Source organism: uncultured Fibrobacter sp., assembly GCF_946062555.1.
Lineage (GTDB): Bacteria > Fibrobacterota > Fibrobacteria > Fibrobacterales > Fibrobacteraceae > Fibrobacter.
The window spans coordinates 61,782-82,471 of sequence record NZ_CAMGVQ010000007.1; the positions used below are offsets into that span (position 1 = coordinate 61,782).

Here is a 20,690-nt window from a genome sequence, read left to right on the forward strand (position 1 = left end):
CTCCCTCACTACTCAAAGCACCGCAGGTGCGCCCTCATCGCTAATTCGTCTCCGTACTACCCGCGTTCAGCTTGATGTCCGGCAAATCCCTCACGTAAATCGAGAAACTCCAGCCCGCGGCAGGTCCCGTAGGCGTCCAGCTAAAGTCAAGCTGCCAGCAATGCAGCGTTCGGTTAAAGGTAAAGCTATGCGTCACGAAGCGGCCTTCGTTATAGTTGTAGCGAGTGCTGTAAGTCATTTCCCAGTTGCGTGTCGGCTGCAGGCTCGCACTGATTCCCGTCGAATGCGTCACACGATCCTGGAACAAGTCGCGCGCTACGCGGGTACTGCTAAAGCTATAGCTATAGTCGAAGCCGAAGGTCCACTTAAGCATTTCGTACTTGCCCATCTGCGACGGAAGGCCTCCGTTGAAATCGCCACTCCAACTAAAGCGTTTCGAAAAATCGTAGCCCCAGTAAATCAGTTCGGGCATCTGCACCTTGTTCGGCTCGTCCGTGAACTTGTGGTAAACGCTATGACGCGTATTAATCGTAAACAGGTAATCGGGCAAAATTTGGAATCCAAACGAAGAGGTAATATCGGAAAACTGTAGGGAATCTGCCGCGAAGTTATACGAGACGTTATGGCGAGTGGTGAGCAAGCGACGAGTCCCATACTGGTCTTCAACCGCCTTCGCCGTATCGCCCTTCGTGGTATCGGCCGCATGCCCCACCACCTTCAGGTACTTAATGTCGAAATCATTATTGAGGCCAAAGCCCACCGTTTTCTGTTCAATCTGGTAAGGCGTCTGTCCCAACAGCGGATGCGGCGCAAATTTTTTCACCGTATCAATTTCAGGCGCATACGTATAGGACACGCTCGGCGAAAGCACATGTCGTGCCCCGGTAAACCGTCCGATTTCAGGGACCCAAATACCGTAAAGCTTTGTATCCGCCGTAATGCTGTAATTGTGGTTGTAGGCCACCTGGCCATATTCATCGTGTTCAGGATCAAGGCTCATATAGCGCTTGCGGTACTTCAGCGAATCCTCGGGATTGATCCACCCCGTTCCCGTCCAGTAACCCGTAAAGCTTGCGCGCGGCGTAATGTTGATGACATCAAAAAGCGAGCCCGAATAATCCAAGGAATATGTTCCCGTGTAGCCCACATATTCAGCAGTCGTATCGACCGCATTCACCGTGTCACGCGCCCGCTTGGTGTAATAGTTGAAACGGTTGTTGAAGCTATAGTTGAACTTTTCCATGTAGCTGATGAACGAACCGTCCTCGTAGGCTTCCTCATCCTCGTCGACCTCGAAGGTAAAAAGCTGACCGCTCATACGGTACTGGATATCAGGAATTTCGCGTTCCATCATGTCGGTCACCAGGTTGTGGCTCTGACGAGCCTTAATCGTCAGGCTCTTGTTAGTACCGAACTTTCCCGAATAAGTCAGCTGAGCGTTCGCCTGCTGGTTCAGGATGGTTTCCGCATCAAGCGCCTTGTCCTTACGGATACTCTGGCTAGAAACGAACGAGCCCGAACCGCTCAAGGTCTGCTTGCCGTCGGGAGTCAAGTTCTGGTTATGCGTAAAGCGGATGTCGTACCCGCTATTTCCCAGATCAAACTCTTCAAGATACGCCGTATAGGAGAGGTTTCCATCGAGCACGTAGCGTTTCTTGTAGCGGATTTCACCGGTGAGTGTCGAACGTTCAAAGCGAGCTTCGTCACCTTCAATAATGTCACCCTTGACCGTCGCATCCCAGTAGTCGTTCGGTGCATAATAGAAACCGATATTACTCATGTAGTAACCCTGCTTCTGGTCACCGCCGAACTTAGGAGTCAAAAGACCCGACTTGCGCCCGCTCTTCAAGGGAGCAACAATCATCGGGAGTACCGCCACGGGCACATCGGCAATGTTCAGCACCACAGGACGCGCGGTAATGGTTTCCTTGGGCTTCACCACCATTCGGCGGCCGTAAAAATAAAAGTGCTGGTGCGTCGAGTCGTTACAAGTACTAAAGTCACCGCGCGCGATTTGGATTCGCTGGTCCGGAAGCCTGCGCACTTCCATGCCGTTCAGTTGCTGGTTGTCCTGATAAGTGGTCGCATAGTAGATTTCACCGATGCGACTTTTCATGTTGTACTTGAGTCGCATTCCCGAAAGCGACGGATTCTTGGTTTCGCGAAGGACCGGATCACCGCTCGCCGCCAAGATGCTGTTCTCCTGATCGAACATAATCGTATCGGCATCCAGGGTCGCCGTGCGGTACTTGAGCTGAGCGCTATTGTTCAAGTTAAAGGTAGACTTGTCCACATCGTAAACGAGGTCCACCGCACGGTACTCGATTGTGTCGACACCGGTCGTGTCATTCATCCAGTCGACCTCGGTCGTGTCCTCTTCTTCCTGCACCCGTTCTTCGAGTTCAAAGCGAGTCATCTCCTGGCCGAAGGCGGTCGGAGCGGCGATGGACACAATCCATAATGCCAAAAAGGCCCACAGAATACGATGGGTTCCAGATAAAATCACGTTGCGGCATAATGTAGCAAATAGGAGACCATTATAAACAACAAAAAGCACTTTGTTCCCTAAGAAAGAGCTTCTTGGAGGCCGCCAAAAGGGCATTTTTCCAACACTGTACCTATAAACGCAGCCAAATGACAGCATTTATAGGTACGATGTTACTTTGTACAAACTCGCCATGAGCATTGCGTCATCCTTTTTTACCTATAAACAGCTAAAGATTCCGGTTTTTATAGGTACAACATTTCATTTCCTTTACAAAAGGGTCTGCAAAAAGTTGTTAATTTGTTCATAATTCCTGCAAATGCACCTATAAAACTCCGTGTTCAGACCAATTTATAGGTACACCCCGCCAAAAACAGGTCTTTTTTTTCCCAAATTACCCCCTCCAACAACACCATCCCAGCAGTTCGTACAAAAAGAGGCCCCCGACTTCGTCGGGAGCCTACATCAATAGCGATTAATCAGCAATTAAAGGCGATCAACTACTTCAGCACGGCGTTCTTGCCAGAGACAGAGCCGTTGTGGTCGATGCGAACCAGGTAGCGGCCGCTCGGGACATTTTCACCGTTCCAGCGGAGCGTGTTGAAACCCGGCTGGGCGTTGTCGGCGCGGAGGGTAGCCACTTCAGCACCATCGGAGTTCAAGATCGTGACGACAGCATTCCCCGCAGAAGACAGGTTGAAGCTGATGGACTTGCGGTTGAAACCCTTGAGCGAGGAAGAGGCAGGCTTGTTCAGCTGCTTGCTCGCCTTGGGAGCGAATTCAGTCGCGCGTTCCACATAAATGCCGTTCAGGTTCGCAGCATTCACGTTCTTGTCGGTAGCGACCAGCGAGCCCTGCTGGAGCACGGCGACGAGCTGCTTGCTATTGCCTTCAGTTGCGGAAGCATAGGTTTCAAGTTCCTGGGCGTTGAACTCGGACTTCTTGTACCAGGATTCCACCTTTTCGCTTTCCAGATCCTTCACGGTAATCTGGGCGCGGCGGATGACCGTCGTATAAGATTCACCTTCGCTCGTATAAGTAATTTCGAGCGGCTTGTTCACCTGACCGCGGAGCATGGACTTGGACTGTTCGATGTCGTTGCCCTTGAGGCTCACACCGTCGACGGCAGTAATCACGTCGCCGGCCTGAAGTTTGGTTTCGGCTGCGGGAGTGCCCGGAATGACTTCCGCCACCTTGACACCGTCGCGAGTCTGGTAAATTGTCACGCCGATACCGCCGAACTCTTCGTCGGCCATGATCGGAGCCGCAAGCATTGCAGCAACAAGAGAAGCCTTAATAAACTTGTTCATAAATTCTCCTTGAAAATCCATTCGACCTAAATATATATTATTTAATCGTTTCGGCAACTCCATTTGTCAAGAAATCATCCCAAAATGCCGAACCCTTGACAAAAACGAAAGAAGAATCGCATCCTTTATTCCATAACCGATCCTCAGGGGCCGGTTTTCACGGTTTTAGGTCGCTTTTTTACAACAAAATCGGCAAGTGTCATCTTTTGCCATTCCAAAAATCTATATTTTGGATGAAATAGAGTTTTTGCTCTTGTTCTCCTCTTGAAAACTAGACACTTTCACGAACAAGGAGAATAAGGCGAACGCTCACGTCTGCGACCGGCGCAAGCCTGCCGCATCGTTTTGGTACATGCATATTTTGTAGATCTGCCTGTAGGCAAGCGGCCTTTATGGGGCGTGAGTTGTTTGCGCTTATTTTGTTCGGGCAGTCTAGGCCTTCAAGAGGTAAGTGCATTCAACTCCACGCCTTTTTTATATACAGAAAAAGCTTGGAAGAGTCTGCAAGAACGAGGGTGAACGCTCGTTGAGTATCGCTCTTGTTCTTCTCTTGAAAACTAGACACTTTCACGAACAGAAAGAATAAGACAATGACTCGCCATCGCCCGTGGATTGCATGGGCGTAGTGTACCCTGGGCGTATTGTATCCGCTCGGGATTGTTTTGCAACGTCATTGCGAACCCTGAAAGGGTGAAGCAATCCATTGCAAGATTATGCGGGTGTATTGTATTCTTTTGAAAATGTCGCGCTTTTAGACGAGGAGTGAGTCGGCTCCCCGCCTTTTCTTTTTTTGCCCGCACCCCGGCCAAGCGAATCGGCTAGAACCGCTCCCGCGAGAGTGAACTCGTTCACTTTCAAAATGGAGCGAAAAGATGCCCGAGAAAAGCGCCAAGACAACGGCAAAGAATAAGCCCAGAGCGACGACATTCACTTTTATTGATTTGTTCGCAGGAATTGGTGGATTTCATCAGGCAATGCATAGTGTCGGCGGCAAGTGCGTATTTGCCAGTGAGTGGGATGAAAACGCTCGCTTATCCTATGAAGCCAACTATAAGAAAATTGCTCCACAACTTTTCAAAAATGATAATAAGAATTTCAATAGCGATATAACTAAAGCTGACCCGAAGGAAATTCCTGATTTTGACGTATGTTGCGCCGGTTTTCCTTGTCAACCATTTTCCATTGCCGGACTTCGTCGCGGATTTGAAGATACTCGCGGAACACTGTTCTTCAATATCGCCAATATTGTCAAAACAAAAGAAGCGAAAAAAAGACCACCCAAAGTTCTTTTGCTTGAGAACGTGAAAGGTCTCAAAAATCACGACCATGGAAATACATTGAAAGTGATTTTAGCCACGTTAGAAGAACTCGGGTATCGCTATTCCATTGAAGTTCTGAACGCAAAGTATTTTGGCGTCCCGCAGAACAGGGAGCGTCTTTTTATTGTCGCATGGAATAAAGAATCTGTAAAAGCGAAAAATTTCAAATTTCCCTATGGCATAGACGAAAAGGGAAGGACCCTTTACTCAATTGATGAAGCAAAAGAAAAAGCAAAACAGACTAAAGTATCGGACATCTTTGAACCTAAAGATAGCTTAGACCTCCATTACACAATTAGTGATAGAATGTGGGAAGGTCATCAGAAACGGAAAGAACGAAACCGTCAAAATGGCAAGGGTTTTGGGTATTCTCTATTCAATGATGATTCTCCCTATGCAAGTACAATCTCTGCAAGGTATTGGAAAGACGGCAGCGAGATTCTAATAGACCAATCTGCTGAAGGGAAAAATCCGAGAACGCTGACTCCTGTAGAAGCGGGACGCTTGCAAGGTTACAACATTGCTGGTGCCGGATGGGAAACCAATCACCATGACCAGATATCGGAACAGGTGCCGTATAAGATTGTGGTTTCTCGAAAGGAAGCGTATCATCAATTCGGAAATAGTGTTGCTGTTCCGGTAATCAAACGACTTGCCAAAGAAATCAAGAATCAACTTTTAGAGGGGTGAGTATATGCCGCAAACTCATATATTAAAAAATCTCAACGTTGTCATGAAGAGTGCGGAATTCCGGTATCAAAACGAGTTCCAATGGCAAGAGTTTTCACTAAAAAATGATTTTCAGGATAACTATCGTCGATATTTGGCAGAGAAAGGTTGCGAGATTGAGTATCTGTCAAAATCATCCATAATTACAACAAAACAGAATCAGTACATCTTCTTGCCCAATCAATGGTTTGTCATTGCTTCTTATGTGGTGGATTTTTGTACGGAGCTTTTTACGTACAAAGAATATGCAGTGGATATATGCTCAAGTTTAAGTACCAATATAAAAGATTATATAAAAAACTGTAGAGGCAGTAATAGCGAAAAAGAACATTTCGAACGATGTGCTATTAGAATTTTAGAAAGGCAGTTTCCTGGTCGTGACGATTATGTGAAAACGGCTGAATATTTGTGGAAATTTTTAAGTGATTACTCTTGGTGGGATGGCGGAAAAACAATTGACAGGAATGATTTTTACGTATCCCCTGTTTTGAACAAATTGAATCTCGTCCATGAATCTCATGGCTATGTGGCCGAAATTGTGAATGCTTATGCTTCAAATTATCTTCTCAGAAGAACAGCTTCTGATATAAACAGCATTGCGGCAGATTTCAAAAAGAAAGCAACTGTGTTGGAAGTAAATGAGTTGGTCGAAGAAATTGTCCCTAAAAAAATAACCTTAAAAGAAAATGTTGAATTTCAGTATGACGCATCGCCTATAAATATAAGTATTGCGAGTCTTCAAAGATTTCAATCAAGGAAATAAGCATGACTTGCCGTTGGATCTTAAAAGACAATCATCTTGCGATTAGTATGGCGGATGGCATATATTTTCCATCGGCATCAAATATTGTTTCGGCTAGAGAATCTTGCGAAAAAATTCATATAAATAATTATGAATGTGGTTCACCTGAATTAGATATTCCAGATTTAAGGTTTTCAAGATTTAATTGCACTCTTAAAATAGAATTAGCCTGTCACAATAACGACTTGACACTTTTCCCATATGTGGAAAAAAATGGAAATCGTTGGTCGGTGATTTTCTGTCAAGGAAAAATCATTGATTCTATTGTTGTAGAAAATCGCTGGTTTTTTATATCCAATGTTGATGAATTTCAGGAGGTGTTTAATGAAGTTGGTGTTACATCTTCAGGAACCATTTCTCTTTCCCAATATTTAAAACTAAAGAAGTTTAATTTCGAAAGGCCTCTTTTTGAGGACAATGTTGATTCCTATTCGTTATTAAAAACTCCTAATGATGGTTCTCTGTTGAACGGGCTAGGATTAAATGCAACCTTATATCCCTATCAAAAAACTGGTTTTGAATGGATGGCTTTTATGCTTGAGCAAACACATGGTTGCATTCTTGGCGATGAAATGGGACTAGGCAAAACACTACAAATAATTGCAATATTGTCATTGGAAAAGCGATTCGATAGAGGACCGGCCTTAGTTATAGCGCCCATTTCCTTATTAGACAATTGGGTGAACGAGTGTAGAAAATTTTCGCCGACATTAAAGACTCTGATTCATCATGGTAGTGATAGAACCGGTTATTACAAAACTTTTATGGATTACGATGTAGTTATTACATCTTACTCAACCTTGTGCAATGATATTCACTTTATGAATATGATTTGCTGGAATATAGTCATTCTTGACGAAGCTCAAAACATAAAAAATTTTGATAGTGAGCGAGCGAAAAAATGCAAGGCCATTCGACGTAATCAAAGTATCGCTGTAACGGGAACTCCTTTTGAAAATCATATAAGCGATATTCTTTCTTTATTAGAATTCATTCAACCGAATGTTTTTAATAATGCCAAGGAATTGTCCGAGCAATATTCGGATGATGTGAATGGAGGAAAACAAATAGCGTCATTCCTTTCAACATTGATGATAAGAAGAGTCGTGGCGAATGTTTCCAATGACTTGCCTGCAAAGGTTGTAATAAATCAACCTATCCGAATGTCTAGGGAAGAAAGCGAAAGATACGTTTCTTACATTAACGAGATAAAACAGAGTGATTCTGAAGACATCTCCATAGGAATGTTTACAAACCTAAGAATGTTCTGTACCCATCCTTTTATTGTATCTCCAGAAAAAAATGAAAAAGATCCTTGTAAAACATCGGTGAAGTATCAACGTCTATGTGAAATTATGCAGAATATAATTGATTGTGGTGAAAAAGCTCTGATTTTCACCTCGTATGTCAAAATGTTTGAACTGATGAAAGCGGATTTTATTAATAGATGGAAAATCCAAGCCTCTGAAATTAACGGAAGTACTCCAGTAGAAGAGCGCCAAAAAATTGTAGATGCATTTAATGCATCGGACAAATCGGAGATTCTCTTGCTTAATCCACGAGCCGCTGGAGTTGGGCTGAATATAACCGGCGCCAACCATGTTATACACTATAACTTAGAGTGGAATCCCTCTTTGGAAGCGCAAGCCACCGCGCGTTCGTATAGAAACGGACAAAAGAAAAATGTTTTTGTTTATCGATTGTACTATCAGGACACGATAGAGGAAATCATTCAAAATAAACTGGATGAGAAAAAGGACATTGCTGATGTTACTGTAACAGAAAGTAATACAAGTCATAACAAAAAGTTGATTTCTGAAATCTTAACCAAATTACCCATCTAAAAAAGGAGCACTTATATGCCAGACTTTGAACTTCTTCCGGATCCGGACCGAATCGTTAATGGCCTACGTGATACAGGCTACAATTTCAATACTGCAATAGCGGACATTGTGGATAACTCCATTGCAGCGAATGCAACCCAAGTGTTTGTTCGTGTAGATGTAGATCCAAGTTTACATGTAAGTATATGTGTTGCTGACAATGGTATCGGTATGGATCTAGATGGTTTAAAAAATGCAATGAAATATGGGTCCAAAGAACGAGAAAATAAAAGTAGCTTGGGTAAGTTTGGCCTGGGCTTAAAAACAGCGTCAACAGCATTTTGTCGTCAGCTTTCTGTGATATCAAAAAAAACTAGAGAAGATAAGCTTCAAAAGGTTCAGTGGGATTTAGACCATATTTGTGAAAAGAATTCATGGGCTTTAAAGATACTTGAGGTTGATTCCGATGAAATCGATTTTTTTGATAGTGTTGCGATTGATGGCCATGGTACACTTGTTGTTTGGGATAAGGTAGACCGTCTTTTAAAAGAATATAAAAGTGATAGTACTGCCAAAAGAGCGCTCCAAAAGAAAATTACCGATCTAAAGTTCCATTTATCAATGGTGTTTCAGCGTTTCCTTGATGAAAAGGACTCAAGAGCATCTGATGTTGAAATCTACGTTAACGATGAGAAACTGGAACCTTGGGACCCATTCTGCACACAAGAAGAAAAATCAGAAAATGTCCAAACGCAAAATGTACCAATAGAAGTTGATGGTCGTAAAGCTGGATCGTTCAAAATTGCAGCTCACATTATTCCTAGAAAATCAGAATTCAGCTCTAAGGAAGCAAGCGATAGGGCTCGCGGCAATAATGATTATCAGGGATTTTACGTTTATCGAGAAAATCGTTTAATACATTATGGTGATTGGCTGGGTTTCTTTACAAAGGAACCCCACTATTCTCTATTACGAGTCGATTTTTCGTTCACCCATGAATTAGATGAATTCTTGAATGTGGATATAAAGAAGTCGAGAATTCTTTTGATTTCGGAAATCGAAAATTTCTTGATGGAATTCTTGGCTGCACCACGAAGAGAGGCGCAAAAGAGATATCGTGACGGAGAAACGAAAAAGATTTCGACATCGGGAAAAGACGCCCATGCTCCGGCAAACAGTAATATTGATGCAAAGGGAAGTTCTGTTGAATCCTCTAACATTACGCCAACAGGAAATGAAAACGAAGCTCTTGTAAAAAACAACAGGGGCGAATTTACAAAAACGATAACTATTGTAAATGAAGTTGATCCAAAGCAAAATAGAGTCGTTCCTGTTGATGACATTGATGGTGGAGCTCTTTGGGAGCCTGCTTTGGTAAATGGAAAGCATGCTGTAAATATTAACCAAAGCCATCCGTTTTATAAAAAAATATATGGACCTATTTTGGCTAAGAGTGTTGTTGTCGAGGGTCTTGATGATTTGTTGTGGTCTTTGGCGGAAGCAGAAAATTCAACCTGTAATGAAGCAAGTATTGAAAATTATGAAGATATGCGATTCACCGTATCACGAATATTAAAGAAATTGGTTGCTGATTAGCCGGATCCCGAAATTGACGAGGATGAAAAATGACTTTGTCTCCGGATTCTCTAAAAGAGTTCTTAGAGATTACATTTTCAATGCCTTTTGACGTCCGGACCGAAAACCGTGATGGGGTGGAAGTTTTTATTTCTTGTCCGCAAAATGATGGTTTTCTTTACTTTGATGTAATCACATATATTTCAAATTCGATACGTATAGTTGTTGAAATCAAACCACAGCGCCATGCAGGCGGGCTTGTTCATGAAATGAATTCCGCTTCAACGGAGAAAATAGAAAGATTTCTCGATTATACTAAGACAATAACGAAGCGCACTGGAATCAAGTTCATATTCTCGGTAAATGAAAATAATGTTCAGGAAATCAATCCATCGCTATGGTCTTCTAATTGGCGGACATTTTCTTGTCGAATTACAAAAATCCCCATTATCGAAAGCGAGTCGTTGTACGACGAATATCAAGTAATTTGTGAATGGACCAAGCAAGCGTATTGCCTAATCTTTTCCTTATTAACAATTTCTGAAAAGGAACCGGAAATAGAAGGCTTCGTAGAAGGTAGTCCTTTTGAGGTCAGAGCAACTAGATATGAAAGAAATCCTATAAATAGGGAATTATGTTTATCCTATTATGGATATCAGTGTAGAATATGTGGAATTGACTTTAAGTCTAAATATGGTCCTATCGGTCAGGACTTTATTCATGTTCACCACATAATCCCTGTTTCAAAAATAGGGAAAGATTACAAGATAAATCCAATCAAGGATTTGATCCCTGTATGTCCCAATTGTCATGCAATGCTGCATCGTCAAAATCCGCCTTTTGAGCCAGATCAATTGAAAAAATTAATAGATGAAGTGAAGAAAACTTAAAAAACATTACTACCACTTCATATCGCCTAGAAAATTTTGGATATGCGGAATGTGATTGGCGAAAGGGCGATGCGCAAGACGCAAAGCCCTATGAACGCATTTACGGGATCCTGCTAGATGTCCGCTCCATTATGCAGCGACATCCCAAGTCCTCTGACAAGGATATTGCGGAGCTTGCCGCAAAAATTGAGAACTATTCAAACATCATGCCTTCGTCTTCATCGCTTTCACCGTCGTCGTAGTCATCCATAGACTTGTCGCCGCCGGGGACGATAATTAGGCCGAGCGTCACAGGGTCGCCCTTCATGTTCAAGTAAGCTTCAAGCCACAAATTCGTGGAAAGGCGGAGTAGGCGCAAGTCAAGCATAGTGCCGCCCTTGTGGATGCTTTTCGGATTCAAATTGAAGAAAAGGAACTTTTTGTTGATGTACTCAAAGCGGTCCTGTTCGTAGTTGATTGCCCATTCGGAGTTGCCGTCGTTTTCCTGGCGGTAGGTGCAGCGGTCGTTATCGATGTCACATTCGAAGCTTGCACTTTCATGGTAGCGCTTGTTCCATTCGCGGCTAAAGGCGCAGCTCTGCACGCGGCCAGCCCCGTTGCGTTGCTTGTTCAGCTGGTCGTTGATGACCACATAGTCCATCTTCTGGTTTTTCACTTGTTCGTAAACATTCATCAAGATGATATACGCCTCGATATCCTTGGGGCATTTGCCGGTCAAGTTCACGTCTTCGTGGGCCTTTAAAAGAGTCTGTTGCAAGTCGATATCGATAGCATCGGGAATTTCGCTTTCCTTGATTTTATCGAGCACTTTCTTAGGCGGAACAAAGACCACCTTATCGCCCTTCTTGATGGCATAACCGAGCTGGTCGCGCACATAATCCAGGCACTGCTGCACGTGAATATGCACCGTATTGGAGCCGCCAGACACAAAGTCCACGCCAATGCGCACGTTCCACTCGCCGGCGGTATTGCCTGCATTCTTGTCAATTTCGCAGAAGGGGTCTTCGCGAATACCGTCAATAAAGATGACTTTTGCATTAAGTTTGGTTACAAGAGAAGCTTCTTTGTCGAGCGCGCCACCCAGGCTCCAGAAGTTCGGATTCAGGCGAAGCACCTCGGCAAAGGCCTTGTCGCCATCGAGCGCAGGGAGCAAAGAATCATTGCGGGCATTCTTTTCCTTGAGGAGTTCAGAATACTCCGTGGTTACGGTCATGTTGCTAAAACCGTTGCGTTTTGCAGGTTCAGGCATTGCGGCGGCAAACGACACCGCCAAAAGGCAAATTACAGCAAATAGAGTAGAAAACTTCATACAGGAAATAAAATACAAAATCTTGGATCCCGTCGCTACGCTCCAGGATGACTGATGCTGGGCAATTCAGCCCTTCGGCCACGCCACACTCTAGGATGACTAATGCTAGGCAATTTGTAAATCGCGTAAATTAAGCAAATGCGGAATGTGATAATCCACCCAATCGGGGGTGTCGGGAGTCGGATTCACGAAAATCGTCGTCCAGCCGCGCCGATGTGCAGGTTCCAGGTTACGGAGCGAATCCTCGAGCAGCACAATTTCGCGCGGATCCTTGGGCATCGAAAGCCCCATCTCAGCAAGCCTTTCGGCAAGCCACTTTTCCATTTTTTCGTAGGCACTGTCGTGGGGCTTTCCAACCCAATCAAGCTGTTTTAGATCAAACACGCCATCAATCGCCGAATCGATCCCCATGTGAGCCATGCCCGCCTCACTCCAGTCGTGGCGACCGTTCGTAAACACGAAGCGCGGCCCTTTCAGGCTCTGCAGCAGGGCCAACTTTTCCGGGGACTTCTTGGGGTAAATCAGGAATTCCGGCTCATGAATGAAATCGAAAAACTCGTCGGGATCCGTACCATGCATCGCCATCAGCCCCGAAAGGGTCGTGCCAAATCGTTCCAGGTAATCGGTGCGCACCTTATGGGCCGATTCGAAATCACCACCAACAGTCTTTTGCACAAACAGCGAAATACGGTGGTCCAAGGAATTAATGACGCACCGTTCTTCGGTTCCGTATAAAGTTAAATCGTAATCAAACAGCCAAACCATACGGACTTAATATCCCATGGCAAGGCCGCCAATCTGGCGCGCCAAGTAAGTGGCGTAATTGTCCGTCATGCCACTCACAAAGTCGAGCACCTGGTGGTAGGCTTCGGCAACCGTGACACTCTGGCCGATTTTTGCCTGGCCAATGAGTCGCACAATGCGGTCGGCGCGGTAGGAATTATTTCCGTTCAGGCGGTAGTCGTAAACGCCGTTGATAAAGGCATCGAGCACGGTGGCAAGCGTCGTGTAGCTACCGACTTCGAGTTCGGTCTTGCGGCGGTCGGGGTAGATGCGTTCGACACCCAGGCGTTTTGCGATGCGGATCCCTTCCATCACGTCGGAGCGGGAAAGGTTCGTCAAATGCTTGACGCGTTCGCCACTCATGATGGCTTCATAATTATTTACGAAGGTCACGGCTACATCGTCAATCAGGTTCTGGATGGCAAGTCCACGCACGCTGCTCAAGAAATCGCGGAAATTCTGACCGTTTTCCTGGAACTCGCGGTCAATATCCACGTCGGGGCCGCACAAATAACTGAACATGCCTCGCACATCGCCGTAGCTCAAGATGCCCAGTTCAATGGCGTCTTCCACATCCAAGATGCTGTAGCAAATATCGTCGGCCGCTTCCATCAGGTAAACCAGCGGATGGCGCACCCACTTGCCCGTTTCCACTTCGGGAATGCCAAGCGTATAAGCGGTCACTCGATAAAGATCCGCTTCGGTCGAGAAAAGGCTTGTAGGCTGCCCAAACTTTGCAAGCTGCGGATACTTGATCATAGCCCCCAGAGTCGCATAAGTCAAGCGCATACCTCCATCTAAAAAGTGGTATTCCAGCTTGCTCAAAATGCGGTGGCCCTGGGCGTTGCCGTCAAAGTTTTCAAAGTCGGCGATTTCGGTTTCACTCAAGTCGCGAAGCGGTGCGGAATTACGGTTCTTGCGGAACCATTCGCGAATGGCCGCTTCACCCGCATGACCAAAAGGCGGGTTACCGATGTCGTGCGCGAGGCAGGCGGACTGCACAATCGTTCCGAAATGGTATTCGTTGATGTACTTGGGCAGATACTTTTTAATCAAATGATACACCGTAATCGCAAGGCTGCGCCCCACGCTCGACACTTCGATGCTGTGAGTCAAGCGGCTGTGCACATGGTCATTCACCGAGAAAGGGTGCACCTGCGTCTTACGGCCAAGGCGCCTGAACGCTGTCGAAAAAACAATACGGTCGTAATCGCGGTGAAAGTCAGAACGGTTCGGGTCCAAATTGGCGGGGTGCCCGTAGCGCGTCGCAGAAAGCAAAGTATCCCATTGAAGCATAGATAGAAAGATAGTAATTCGCCAAGACGCATTCAGGATGACTCCGTTCATCTTTTACTAAATTACCGCATATGATATTGCACCTTCTCAAAATGACCCGTCCCGTCAACATCGTCATCGCCATGGTGACGCTCGCAATCGGCTACTACCTGCTTTCGGCCATGCCGACCCAGGAAACGGGCATCAGCTGGACAACGCTGATTTTGCAGAGCATCGGGTTCGCCTTTGCGATTGGATTCGCAAACATCCAAAACGACATTCTTGACCTGGATAGTGACCGTCTGAATCGCCCGGAGCGCCCCCTTGTAAGCGGGAAAGTTTCGGTGACTGTGGCGCGGAGGGCGTGGATTACCCTGATTGTCTTGACTGTTGTTTGTGGAATCGCCGAAAGCCTAGTCACAAAGACTGGATTCACTTCCGCCATTTTCTTTATCCTGCTCAGTCTTGTTCTGATAGCCTACAACAAGTGGCTCAAGCATATCCCCCTTCTCAAGAACATGATCGTCGCCTTCTTATGCGCGACCCCCCTTATCCTTTGCCTGTTCTATCCCACCGGATACAAGGAAACCGAAGATTTTGCGATGGATATCACCGATAAAGTCGGCTTTCTCTATCCAGCTATGTTATTTGCATTTTTGCTAACAACATCTCGTGAAATTTACAAGGATCTTGAAGACGAAACAGGAGACCTCAAAGCAGGAATCATGACATTCCCGCTGATTGCAGGAACAAAAACGGCAAGACGCCTCGCCGCCTTTATCACCATTTTCTGCTGGGCAATCCTCCCGCTTCCTGTTGTTCAGGGGTACTACCCCATGCTATTCCTCTATATCACGGGAGCAGCCTTTACCCCGATTCTTGCGGCCATTCTCATTTTCGCGCACCAAAGAAACTACCGCCGAGCCCAAAAACTTGTGAAGGTAGCGATGTTTGCGGGTCTCATTGCGCTCGTCGTCAGCTGCTAATGCGGACGAACGAATCGCGGTATTCATTAGCGGTGTTCGTTAGTCGTCGGATTCAGTCCACGGAAAAAGGCCAATCCGTCAAAATCATTTTTCAAGGCCTGAACCGTTTCGCCTATCATATAGAGGCTCCCCGTCACCAGCACGGGAACATCTTTATTTTCGGCAGAAGCAGTCTCTGCGACTCGATCTAAAAATTCGCGACAGAGTTCGCCTTCGCTAGCCACTTTCAATCCAAGGCCTGTCAGCAAACCACGCAAATCATCCAGTTCCCGGAATCGCGGGTACGGAGTCTTGGTAATATGCCAATGGCTCACGTGCGGGGCCATGAGCTTTAACATTTCTCCCACGTCCTTGTCCTTGAGCGCACCGAAAACGCAGTGGAACTGTACTCCGGGATAATACTCCGCCAACGTTTCTACTAGGCGCTTGACCGCATGGGAATTGTGCGCCCCGTCAAGAATATAGCGGACGCGCCCTGAGGCATCAGTCAGCTTCTGCATGCGCCCTGCCCACGAACGAGTCCTGAGAGCGGAAAGCGCAAGGGCATCATCATAGGAGCAACGACCGCTCCCGTTTATGAAGCGTTCCGCAGCCGCCAAAGAAAGGCTTGCATTCTCGATATAATGATGTCCCAAGTTCGGGAGTTCGATATCGTCGCGGATTTCCGGGACAATACAGTCGGCATTGTGCGAGGTGGCAAACTGACGTGCTTCGGCAAGCAGGCTTTCAGAAAGTCCCCCAACAATAAAAGTCTTCCGGATTATTTCGCACTTCGAGCCCGTAATGACGTTCTGTTCAGAAGCATCCACAACGGCCATTTTTTCCTTTAGAATGGTGTTTTCGGTAGGTCCCAAAACCTCGGTATGTTCAAGTCCGATACTCGTAAGCACAACGAAATCGCCGCAAGCCACCGCCGTACTGTCGAGGCGACCGCCCATTCCCGCTTCCATGGCCACCACGTCTACGCCTTGCTCCGCATAAAACAGGAACGACACCAGGGTCAGCACCTCAAAAAAAGTCGGTTCCACTTGAGCCTTTGCGGCGGCATCGCGCACGCAGAGCAACAGGCGATCCAAATCTTCATCGCTGATGGGCGCATCGTTGACGCGGATGCGTTCACGGAGACTGACCAAGTGCGGGCTCGTAAAAAGACCGGTCTTGAACCCATGCGCCTGCAGAATACCCGACAGATAGTAACTCGTGGAGCCTTTGCCGTTCGTACCGACAATGTGAATGGTCCTGAACTTGGTTTGCGGATTTCCGAGAACTTCGCAAAGTTTTCTTGTTGATTCAAGCCCCGGCACCATGCCGAACATGAGCCGAGAATTCAGATAATCCATACCGAGAGATTGCATGCGCCAAATGTAGAAAAGATTTTAGCTGGTAGAACTTAGAAAAAAGATGAAACTCTAACCACTAGTATTCTATATTTCTAACGTTACTACATAGTTTTTATATGAAAAGAATTGGTACATTACTGCTTTTGGCGGTTTTTATCGCTATTGCCTGGTCGCGCGTCGATCCCGAAGAAGCTCCGCACCACTACAACTACAAGCAGGCTTCGCAGCAGATGCGTCGCATTTACTATGGCGACCTACAAGAAACCCTTTACTGCGGCTGCCGCTACCAAGACAAAAAACACGTCGATTTTTCCTCCTGCGATTTTGCACCGCGCGACAATCCGAAGCGCAAGAGCTTTAAGCGGGCCCAGTCTATCGAATGGGAACACATGGTAACCGCCCACAATATGGGACAGCATCTCCCCTGCTGGCGCGATGGAGGACGCAAGAATTGCAGCGCGAACGACACGACCTTCAAGCTGATGGAAGGCGACCTTCACAACCTCTACCCCGCCATTGGCGAAGTAAACGGCGACCGAAACAATTTTATGTATAGCCAGTGGACCAACAATCCGGAACCCATGTACGGCAAGTGCAAGACGATTGTCGATTTCAAGCTCAAGAAGGCTCAACCCCGTGAAGAAGCCCGCGGAATTATCGCGCGCGCCTACTTTTACATGGAAAAGACATACGGTGTTAATTTGTCCAAGCAAGACCGCAAGCTGTTCGAGGCATGGGACAAGATGTACCCCGTCACCGAAAGGGAATGCGAGCGCGATCGCCGCATTTTCAAGGTGCAAGGGGACCACAATCCGTTCGTGTACGAAAAATGCAAGCAATAATGAATCTTTTTTAATTGGGGCATTACAACATCCAAATCCCTCGACCTGCTTATTCGCCTTCATTTTTCATTTTTAATTCTTTATTCTTCGTTTTCCTAATATCCGCCCCTCTTTTTTATATATATATTTACATTAGAGGTCTGTATGAATAAAGCCCTGTTTCTTTTTATTGTCTTTTTTGCAGTTTCGGCGTTCGCCCAGGTGGAATTCCCCATGGGCTCCAAGATTGTCAATGTCACTAAAGATCCCTATTTTGCAAAGGGTGACGGCAAAAACGATGACACTGAAGCCATTCAGAGGGCCTTGAACGACCATCCCGACGGCGACTACATTATCTACCTTCCGCACGGCATTTACAAGATTACCGACGGTCTTGTCTGGCCCACCACCAAAAAAGAGGAATCCTCCAGCAGAAGGACCATTTTGCAGGGACAGAGCATGGGCGGAACAATTATCCAGCTCGCCGACAGTACCTACGGTTTCGACAATCCCGATTTTCCCAAGGCACTCATTTTTACAGGCGAAGGCCCCTCTCCCAAATACAGAAACGCCATCCGCGACCTCACCCTGCGCACAGGCAAGGCGAACCCCGGCGCCATCGGTATTCAGTTTAACGCGTCTAACCAGGGCACCATCAACAACGTGAAGGTTTATTCCGGTGACTCCACGGGTGTTTACGGCATCGACCTCGGCTTTACCGAGGGAATCGGTCCCCTGCTTTTGAAGAACATAGAAGTCCGCGGATTCAATGTCGGCGTCTATGCCAAGGGTGAAAACGGGGTCGCCACCCTGGAACACGTGACACTGGGCGGGCAACGCAAATACGGACTTGAAAACGAAAATATGAACCTGTCCGTGCGCTCGTTGCGTTTCAAGGGATACACTCCCGCCGTATTCAACCACGGTGAATCCGCCATCATGAGCCTGGTCGACGGCCTGCTCGAATTCGACAACGACAAGAAGAAAGTCAAGCCGACCACCGCTATCGTCAACGAGAGCCACCTGTTCGCAAGATCCATGAAGGTCTCGCGCTACAAGACCATGATCCAGTCCAAGAAAAAGGGCTATAACGAAGAAATGATCCAAGGCGAGATCATCGAATTCGCTACGCAAGAAACTCACCAGCTCTGCCACAGCCCGAAACAGTCCATGAGACTCGCCGTTGCAGAAACGCCGAACTACCCGGAGCAGAAAGCCGACAACTGGATTACGATCGCAGGCGACTACGGTGGAAAATCGAATACGGGTGCCGACGATTCCAAGGCCATTCAAGAAGCGATTGACGACGGTGCAGAAACGATCTATTTCCCGCCCGGCGGCCGCTGGACCATTAACCGCGATATCTACATCCGTAACCGTGTCCGCAGGATTTTGGGTATCGAAGGACGCATCGACGGCAAGGGCAAGTTCATCATCGAAAGCGGAGCCTTTGGCGAACTCACGATTGAACGTTTCTCGGAATTCGGAAGCGGCATTATCCTGAGATCCAAGCGCAACCTGTTGCTCAAGAACATGATGGTACGCGCCCTTGAGACCGACGAACTCGGTGGCGGCGATGTCTTCCTGGAAGACGTGACCATCGGAACCATCCAGCTAAACTACCAGAAGCTCTGGGGCCGTCAGGTAACCATGATGGGCGACACCAAGGGACCCAAGATTACGAATAACGGTGGTAACATTTGGATTCTTGGCCTCACCGCCAAGAAGGGCAACACGATTCTCCAGAACTTCAACAAGGCGAACGCCGAACTCATCGGTGTCGAGATTGTCGCAAGCGACAAGGCGAAAGACCGCCCCATGTTCATCAACGACAATTCCGGACTTTCGATTATGGGTCTCCGCGAAACCCTCACACGCGGAAACGCCTATCAGAAAATCGTCGAAGAATCGAGAAAGGCTTCCGCCATCAAGTCGCTCTACAGCACGGACCTGTTAAAGACGCCTAACGGAGGCACGCTTCTTCCGCTATTCGTCGGATATGCCCCCAAGCAAGGCGCCAACGAAAAGCCAATCGCAAAAATCCCACACGAAATGCTTATCGTGCAGCCCGACCTGCTCCGCATCAAAGGCAGTATCGAAGATGACGGACGCGGCGACGGCCTCTGTGAGGACCCCGTGCGCTGGAAAAAGGGCCTGGGCCCCGGCAAGGTCGTTTTCTCTGACAGTATGGCCTACGAAACGGACGTGTCATTTACCGCCAGCGGCCGCTACAACATCATCTTTACCGGCGATGACGGTTACCAGACCGGCTCCGACACCGGCAAGGTCTACGTATTCGACAAGCGCTACACCACGCTCGACAACACCGGCGACGGTATCCCGAGCGGACGCGGAGCCGCCACCTGGATTTCGGAATTCGACAACTACAGCCCGCACAATTCCGACCCCGAAATCCATATTGCAAACGTTTCGGGAGGCAATGCAGGCAAGCTTTACCTGCGCTTCGATCTTTCCGCACTTCCGGGAGCCCTTTTCGACGCGGCACTGAAGCTGGAATTCAACCAGGACTCCGTCAAGAAGCCGATTCAGCTCAACATTTTCGGATTGAAGGAAAATTCCAAGGAAATGAACTTCGGCGACCAGAAACTCGGCGTCGACTGGGCGGACTTCGAACTCACCTGGGAAAACGCCCCGGCAAATATCCCGCAGGCGGGCGGCCAGTTCAACATCCGTAAAAATTCGGGCGGCGGCGTCGATACCAAGTACGCCGACTTCCTGGGCATCATCACCTTGAATCCGAAGGCTCCGCTGGGCGCATTCCTGCGCACTCCCTCGCTCACGGAATTTTTCAAGCGCAAGCACGCCTCTAACCTGTACACGCTGATTTTGACCGCTGTCGAACAAGGAGAAACCATTCTTCCCTCTGCCGCAGCAGGCAGGGAATTCGCGCCATCTCTTTATATCGGCTACTTTGACAACACGCGTTCCGTCGGTGGCGAAGCCATGGACGGCGGTTACACGCTTTCGAAAGTGAACATAGACATCTACAGCCTCGAATGTAATTTCGACCTGACCGTGGGTTACCCGCAGTTCGTGCAGATCGAAATCGTGAACGAATTCGGCAAGCGCATGCTGACCGTTGCGGCCCGCGACTTGGCTGGCGAAAAGAAAACCAACTTCAAATTCAAGGCGATGGCATTCCCGACCGGCAAATACGTGCTGCGCGTCATTGGCGAAGCCTTTACCGCCGAGCAATCTTTCTACATCTTGAACTAGGAGCGA

Annotated in this window: 14 protein-coding genes; 8 read left to right on the top strand and 6 right to left on the bottom strand. The window is 47.2% G+C overall.

Features of this window, described 5'->3' with window-relative positions:
* Nucleotides 1-40: 40 nt before the first annotated feature.
* Nucleotides 41-2,467, bottom strand: coding sequence for a putative LPS assembly protein LptD (locus Q0P86_RS03405; protein ID WP_295037459.1), 2,427 nt, complete (start codon nucleotides 2,465-2,467; stop codon nucleotides 41-43).
* A gap of 518 nt (nucleotides 2,468-2,985) precedes the next feature.
* Nucleotides 2,986-3,795: a PDZ domain-containing protein gene (locus Q0P86_RS03410; protein WP_295037461.1), complete on the bottom strand. Its 810-nt coding sequence runs from the start codon at nucleotides 3,793-3,795 to the stop codon at nucleotides 2,986-2,988.
* Between the two features lie 872 nt (nucleotides 3,796-4,667).
* On the opposite strand from Q0P86_RS03410, the gene dcm reads away from it, so the two are divergent.
* The 5 genes from dcm to Q0P86_RS03435 are packed head-to-tail and all read left to right on the top strand — an operon-like array spanning nucleotide 4,668 to nucleotide 10,933.
* The gene (gene dcm / locus Q0P86_RS03415) at nucleotides 4,668-5,804 is read left to right on the top strand and encodes a DNA (cytosine-5-)-methyltransferase (RefSeq protein ID WP_295037463.1); all 1,137 of its coding nucleotides are present in this window, start codon (nucleotides 4,668-4,670) and stop codon (nucleotides 5,802-5,804) included.
* A 4-nt stretch (nucleotides 5,805-5,808) separates the two neighbouring features.
* On the top strand, nucleotides 5,809-6,606 hold the full coding sequence (locus tag Q0P86_RS03420; protein WP_295037465.1) for a hypothetical protein: 798 nt from the start codon (nucleotides 5,809-5,811) through the stop codon (nucleotides 6,604-6,606).
* 2 nt (nucleotides 6,607-6,608) lie between these two features.
* The gene (locus Q0P86_RS03425; RefSeq protein WP_295037466.1) at nucleotides 6,609-8,489 is read left to right on the top strand and encodes a DEAD/DEAH box helicase; all 1,881 of its coding nucleotides are present in this window, start codon (nucleotides 6,609-6,611) and stop codon (nucleotides 8,487-8,489) included.
* A 15-nt stretch (nucleotides 8,490-8,504) separates the two neighbouring features.
* Nucleotides 8,505-10,064, top strand: a complete 1,560-nt coding sequence (locus tag Q0P86_RS03430) for an ATP-binding protein (RefSeq protein ID WP_295037469.1) — start codon at nucleotides 8,505-8,507, stop codon at nucleotides 10,062-10,064.
* Nucleotides 10,065-10,093: 29 nt separating this feature from the next.
* Complete coding sequence (locus tag Q0P86_RS03435) at nucleotides 10,094-10,933, top strand: HNH endonuclease (RefSeq protein WP_295037472.1); 840 nt, start codon at nucleotides 10,094-10,096, stop codon at nucleotides 10,931-10,933.
* 193 nt (nucleotides 10,934-11,126) lie between these two features.
* Here the strand turns inward: Q0P86_RS03435 and Q0P86_RS03440 are convergent, their stop codons facing one another.
* The 3 genes from Q0P86_RS03440 to Q0P86_RS03450 form a co-directional block, all read right to left on the bottom strand.
* On the bottom strand, nucleotides 11,127-12,242 hold the full coding sequence (locus tag Q0P86_RS03440) for a hypothetical protein (RefSeq protein ID WP_295037474.1): 1,116 nt from the start codon (nucleotides 12,240-12,242) through the stop codon (nucleotides 11,127-11,129).
* Between the two features lie 105 nt (nucleotides 12,243-12,347).
* Complete coding sequence (locus Q0P86_RS03445; protein ID WP_295037476.1) at nucleotides 12,348-13,007, bottom strand: pyrimidine 5'-nucleotidase; 660 nt, start codon at nucleotides 13,005-13,007, stop codon at nucleotides 12,348-12,350.
* 6 nt (nucleotides 13,008-13,013) lie between these two features.
* On the bottom strand, nucleotides 13,014-14,321 hold the full coding sequence (locus tag Q0P86_RS03450) for a deoxyguanosinetriphosphate triphosphohydrolase (protein WP_295037478.1): 1,308 nt from the start codon (nucleotides 14,319-14,321) through the stop codon (nucleotides 13,014-13,016).
* A 92-nt stretch (nucleotides 14,322-14,413) separates the two neighbouring features.
* On the opposite strand from Q0P86_RS03450, the gene Q0P86_RS03455 reads away from it, so the two are divergent.
* Nucleotides 14,414-15,286 (top strand): geranylgeranylglycerol-phosphate geranylgeranyltransferase, encoded by an 873-nt coding sequence (locus Q0P86_RS03455; protein ID WP_295037480.1) that lies wholly within the window; start codon nucleotides 14,414-14,416, stop codon nucleotides 15,284-15,286.
* Nucleotides 15,287-15,312: 26 nt separating this feature from the next.
* On the opposite strand, the gene Q0P86_RS03460 is transcribed toward Q0P86_RS03455, so the two are convergent.
* Nucleotides 15,313-16,641 carry a cyanophycin synthetase gene (locus Q0P86_RS03460; protein WP_295037482.1) on the bottom strand — a complete coding sequence of 443 codons (1,329 nt, stop codon included), beginning with the start codon at nucleotides 16,639-16,641 and terminating at the stop codon, nucleotides 15,313-15,315.
* Nucleotides 16,642-16,742: 101 nt separating this feature from the next.
* On the opposite strand from Q0P86_RS03460, the gene Q0P86_RS03465 reads away from it, so the two are divergent.
* Together Q0P86_RS03465 and Q0P86_RS03470 are read left to right on the top strand one after the other, a co-directional pair.
* The gene (locus Q0P86_RS03465; protein WP_295037484.1) at nucleotides 16,743-17,468 is read left to right on the top strand and encodes an endonuclease; all 726 of its coding nucleotides are present in this window, start codon (nucleotides 16,743-16,745) and stop codon (nucleotides 17,466-17,468) included.
* Nucleotides 17,469-17,612: 144 nt separating this feature from the next.
* Nucleotides 17,613-20,684 (top strand): glycosyl hydrolase family 28-related protein, encoded by a 3,072-nt coding sequence (locus Q0P86_RS03470; RefSeq protein WP_295037486.1) that lies wholly within the window; start codon nucleotides 17,613-17,615, stop codon nucleotides 20,682-20,684.
* Nucleotides 20,685-20,690: the final 6 nt, after the last annotated feature.

Coding starts and splice junctions, on each gene's coding strand:
- Q0P86_RS03450 (WP_295037478.1), bottom strand. CDS start 14,321: ATGCTTCAATGGGATACTTTGCTTTCTGCGACGCGCTACGGGCACCCC.
- Q0P86_RS03445 (WP_295037476.1), bottom strand. CDS start 13,007: ATGGTTTGGCTGTTTGATTACGATTTAACTTTATACGGAACCGAAGAA.
- Q0P86_RS03455 (WP_295037480.1), top strand. CDS start 14,414: ATGACCCGTCCCGTCAACATCGTCATCGCCATGGTGACGCTCGCAATC.
- Q0P86_RS03425 (WP_295037466.1), top strand. CDS start 6,609: ATGACTTGCCGTTGGATCTTAAAAGACAATCATCTTGCGATTAGTATG.
- Q0P86_RS03440 (WP_295037474.1), bottom strand. CDS start 12,242: ATGAAGTTTTCTACTCTATTTGCTGTAATTTGCCTTTTGGCGGTGTCG.
- Q0P86_RS03465 (WP_295037484.1), top strand. CDS start 16,743: ATGAAAAGAATTGGTACATTACTGCTTTTGGCGGTTTTTATCGCTATT.
- Q0P86_RS03430 (WP_295037469.1), top strand. CDS start 8,505: ATGCCAGACTTTGAACTTCTTCCGGATCCGGACCGAATCGTTAATGGC.
- Q0P86_RS03470 (WP_295037486.1), top strand. CDS start 17,613: ATGAATAAAGCCCTGTTTCTTTTTATTGTCTTTTTTGCAGTTTCGGCG.
- Q0P86_RS03410 (WP_295037461.1), bottom strand. CDS start 3,795: ATGAACAAGTTTATTAAGGCTTCTCTTGTTGCTGCAATGCTTGCGGCT.
- Q0P86_RS03460 (WP_295037482.1), bottom strand. CDS start 16,641: ATGCAATCTCTCGGTATGGATTATCTGAATTCTCGGCTCATGTTCGGC.
- dcm (WP_295037463.1), top strand. CDS start 4,668: ATGCCCGAGAAAAGCGCCAAGACAACGGCAAAGAATAAGCCCAGAGCG.
- Q0P86_RS03435 (WP_295037472.1), top strand. CDS start 10,094: ATGACTTTGTCTCCGGATTCTCTAAAAGAGTTCTTAGAGATTACATTT.
- Q0P86_RS03420 (WP_295037465.1), top strand. CDS start 5,809: ATGCCGCAAACTCATATATTAAAAAATCTCAACGTTGTCATGAAGAGT.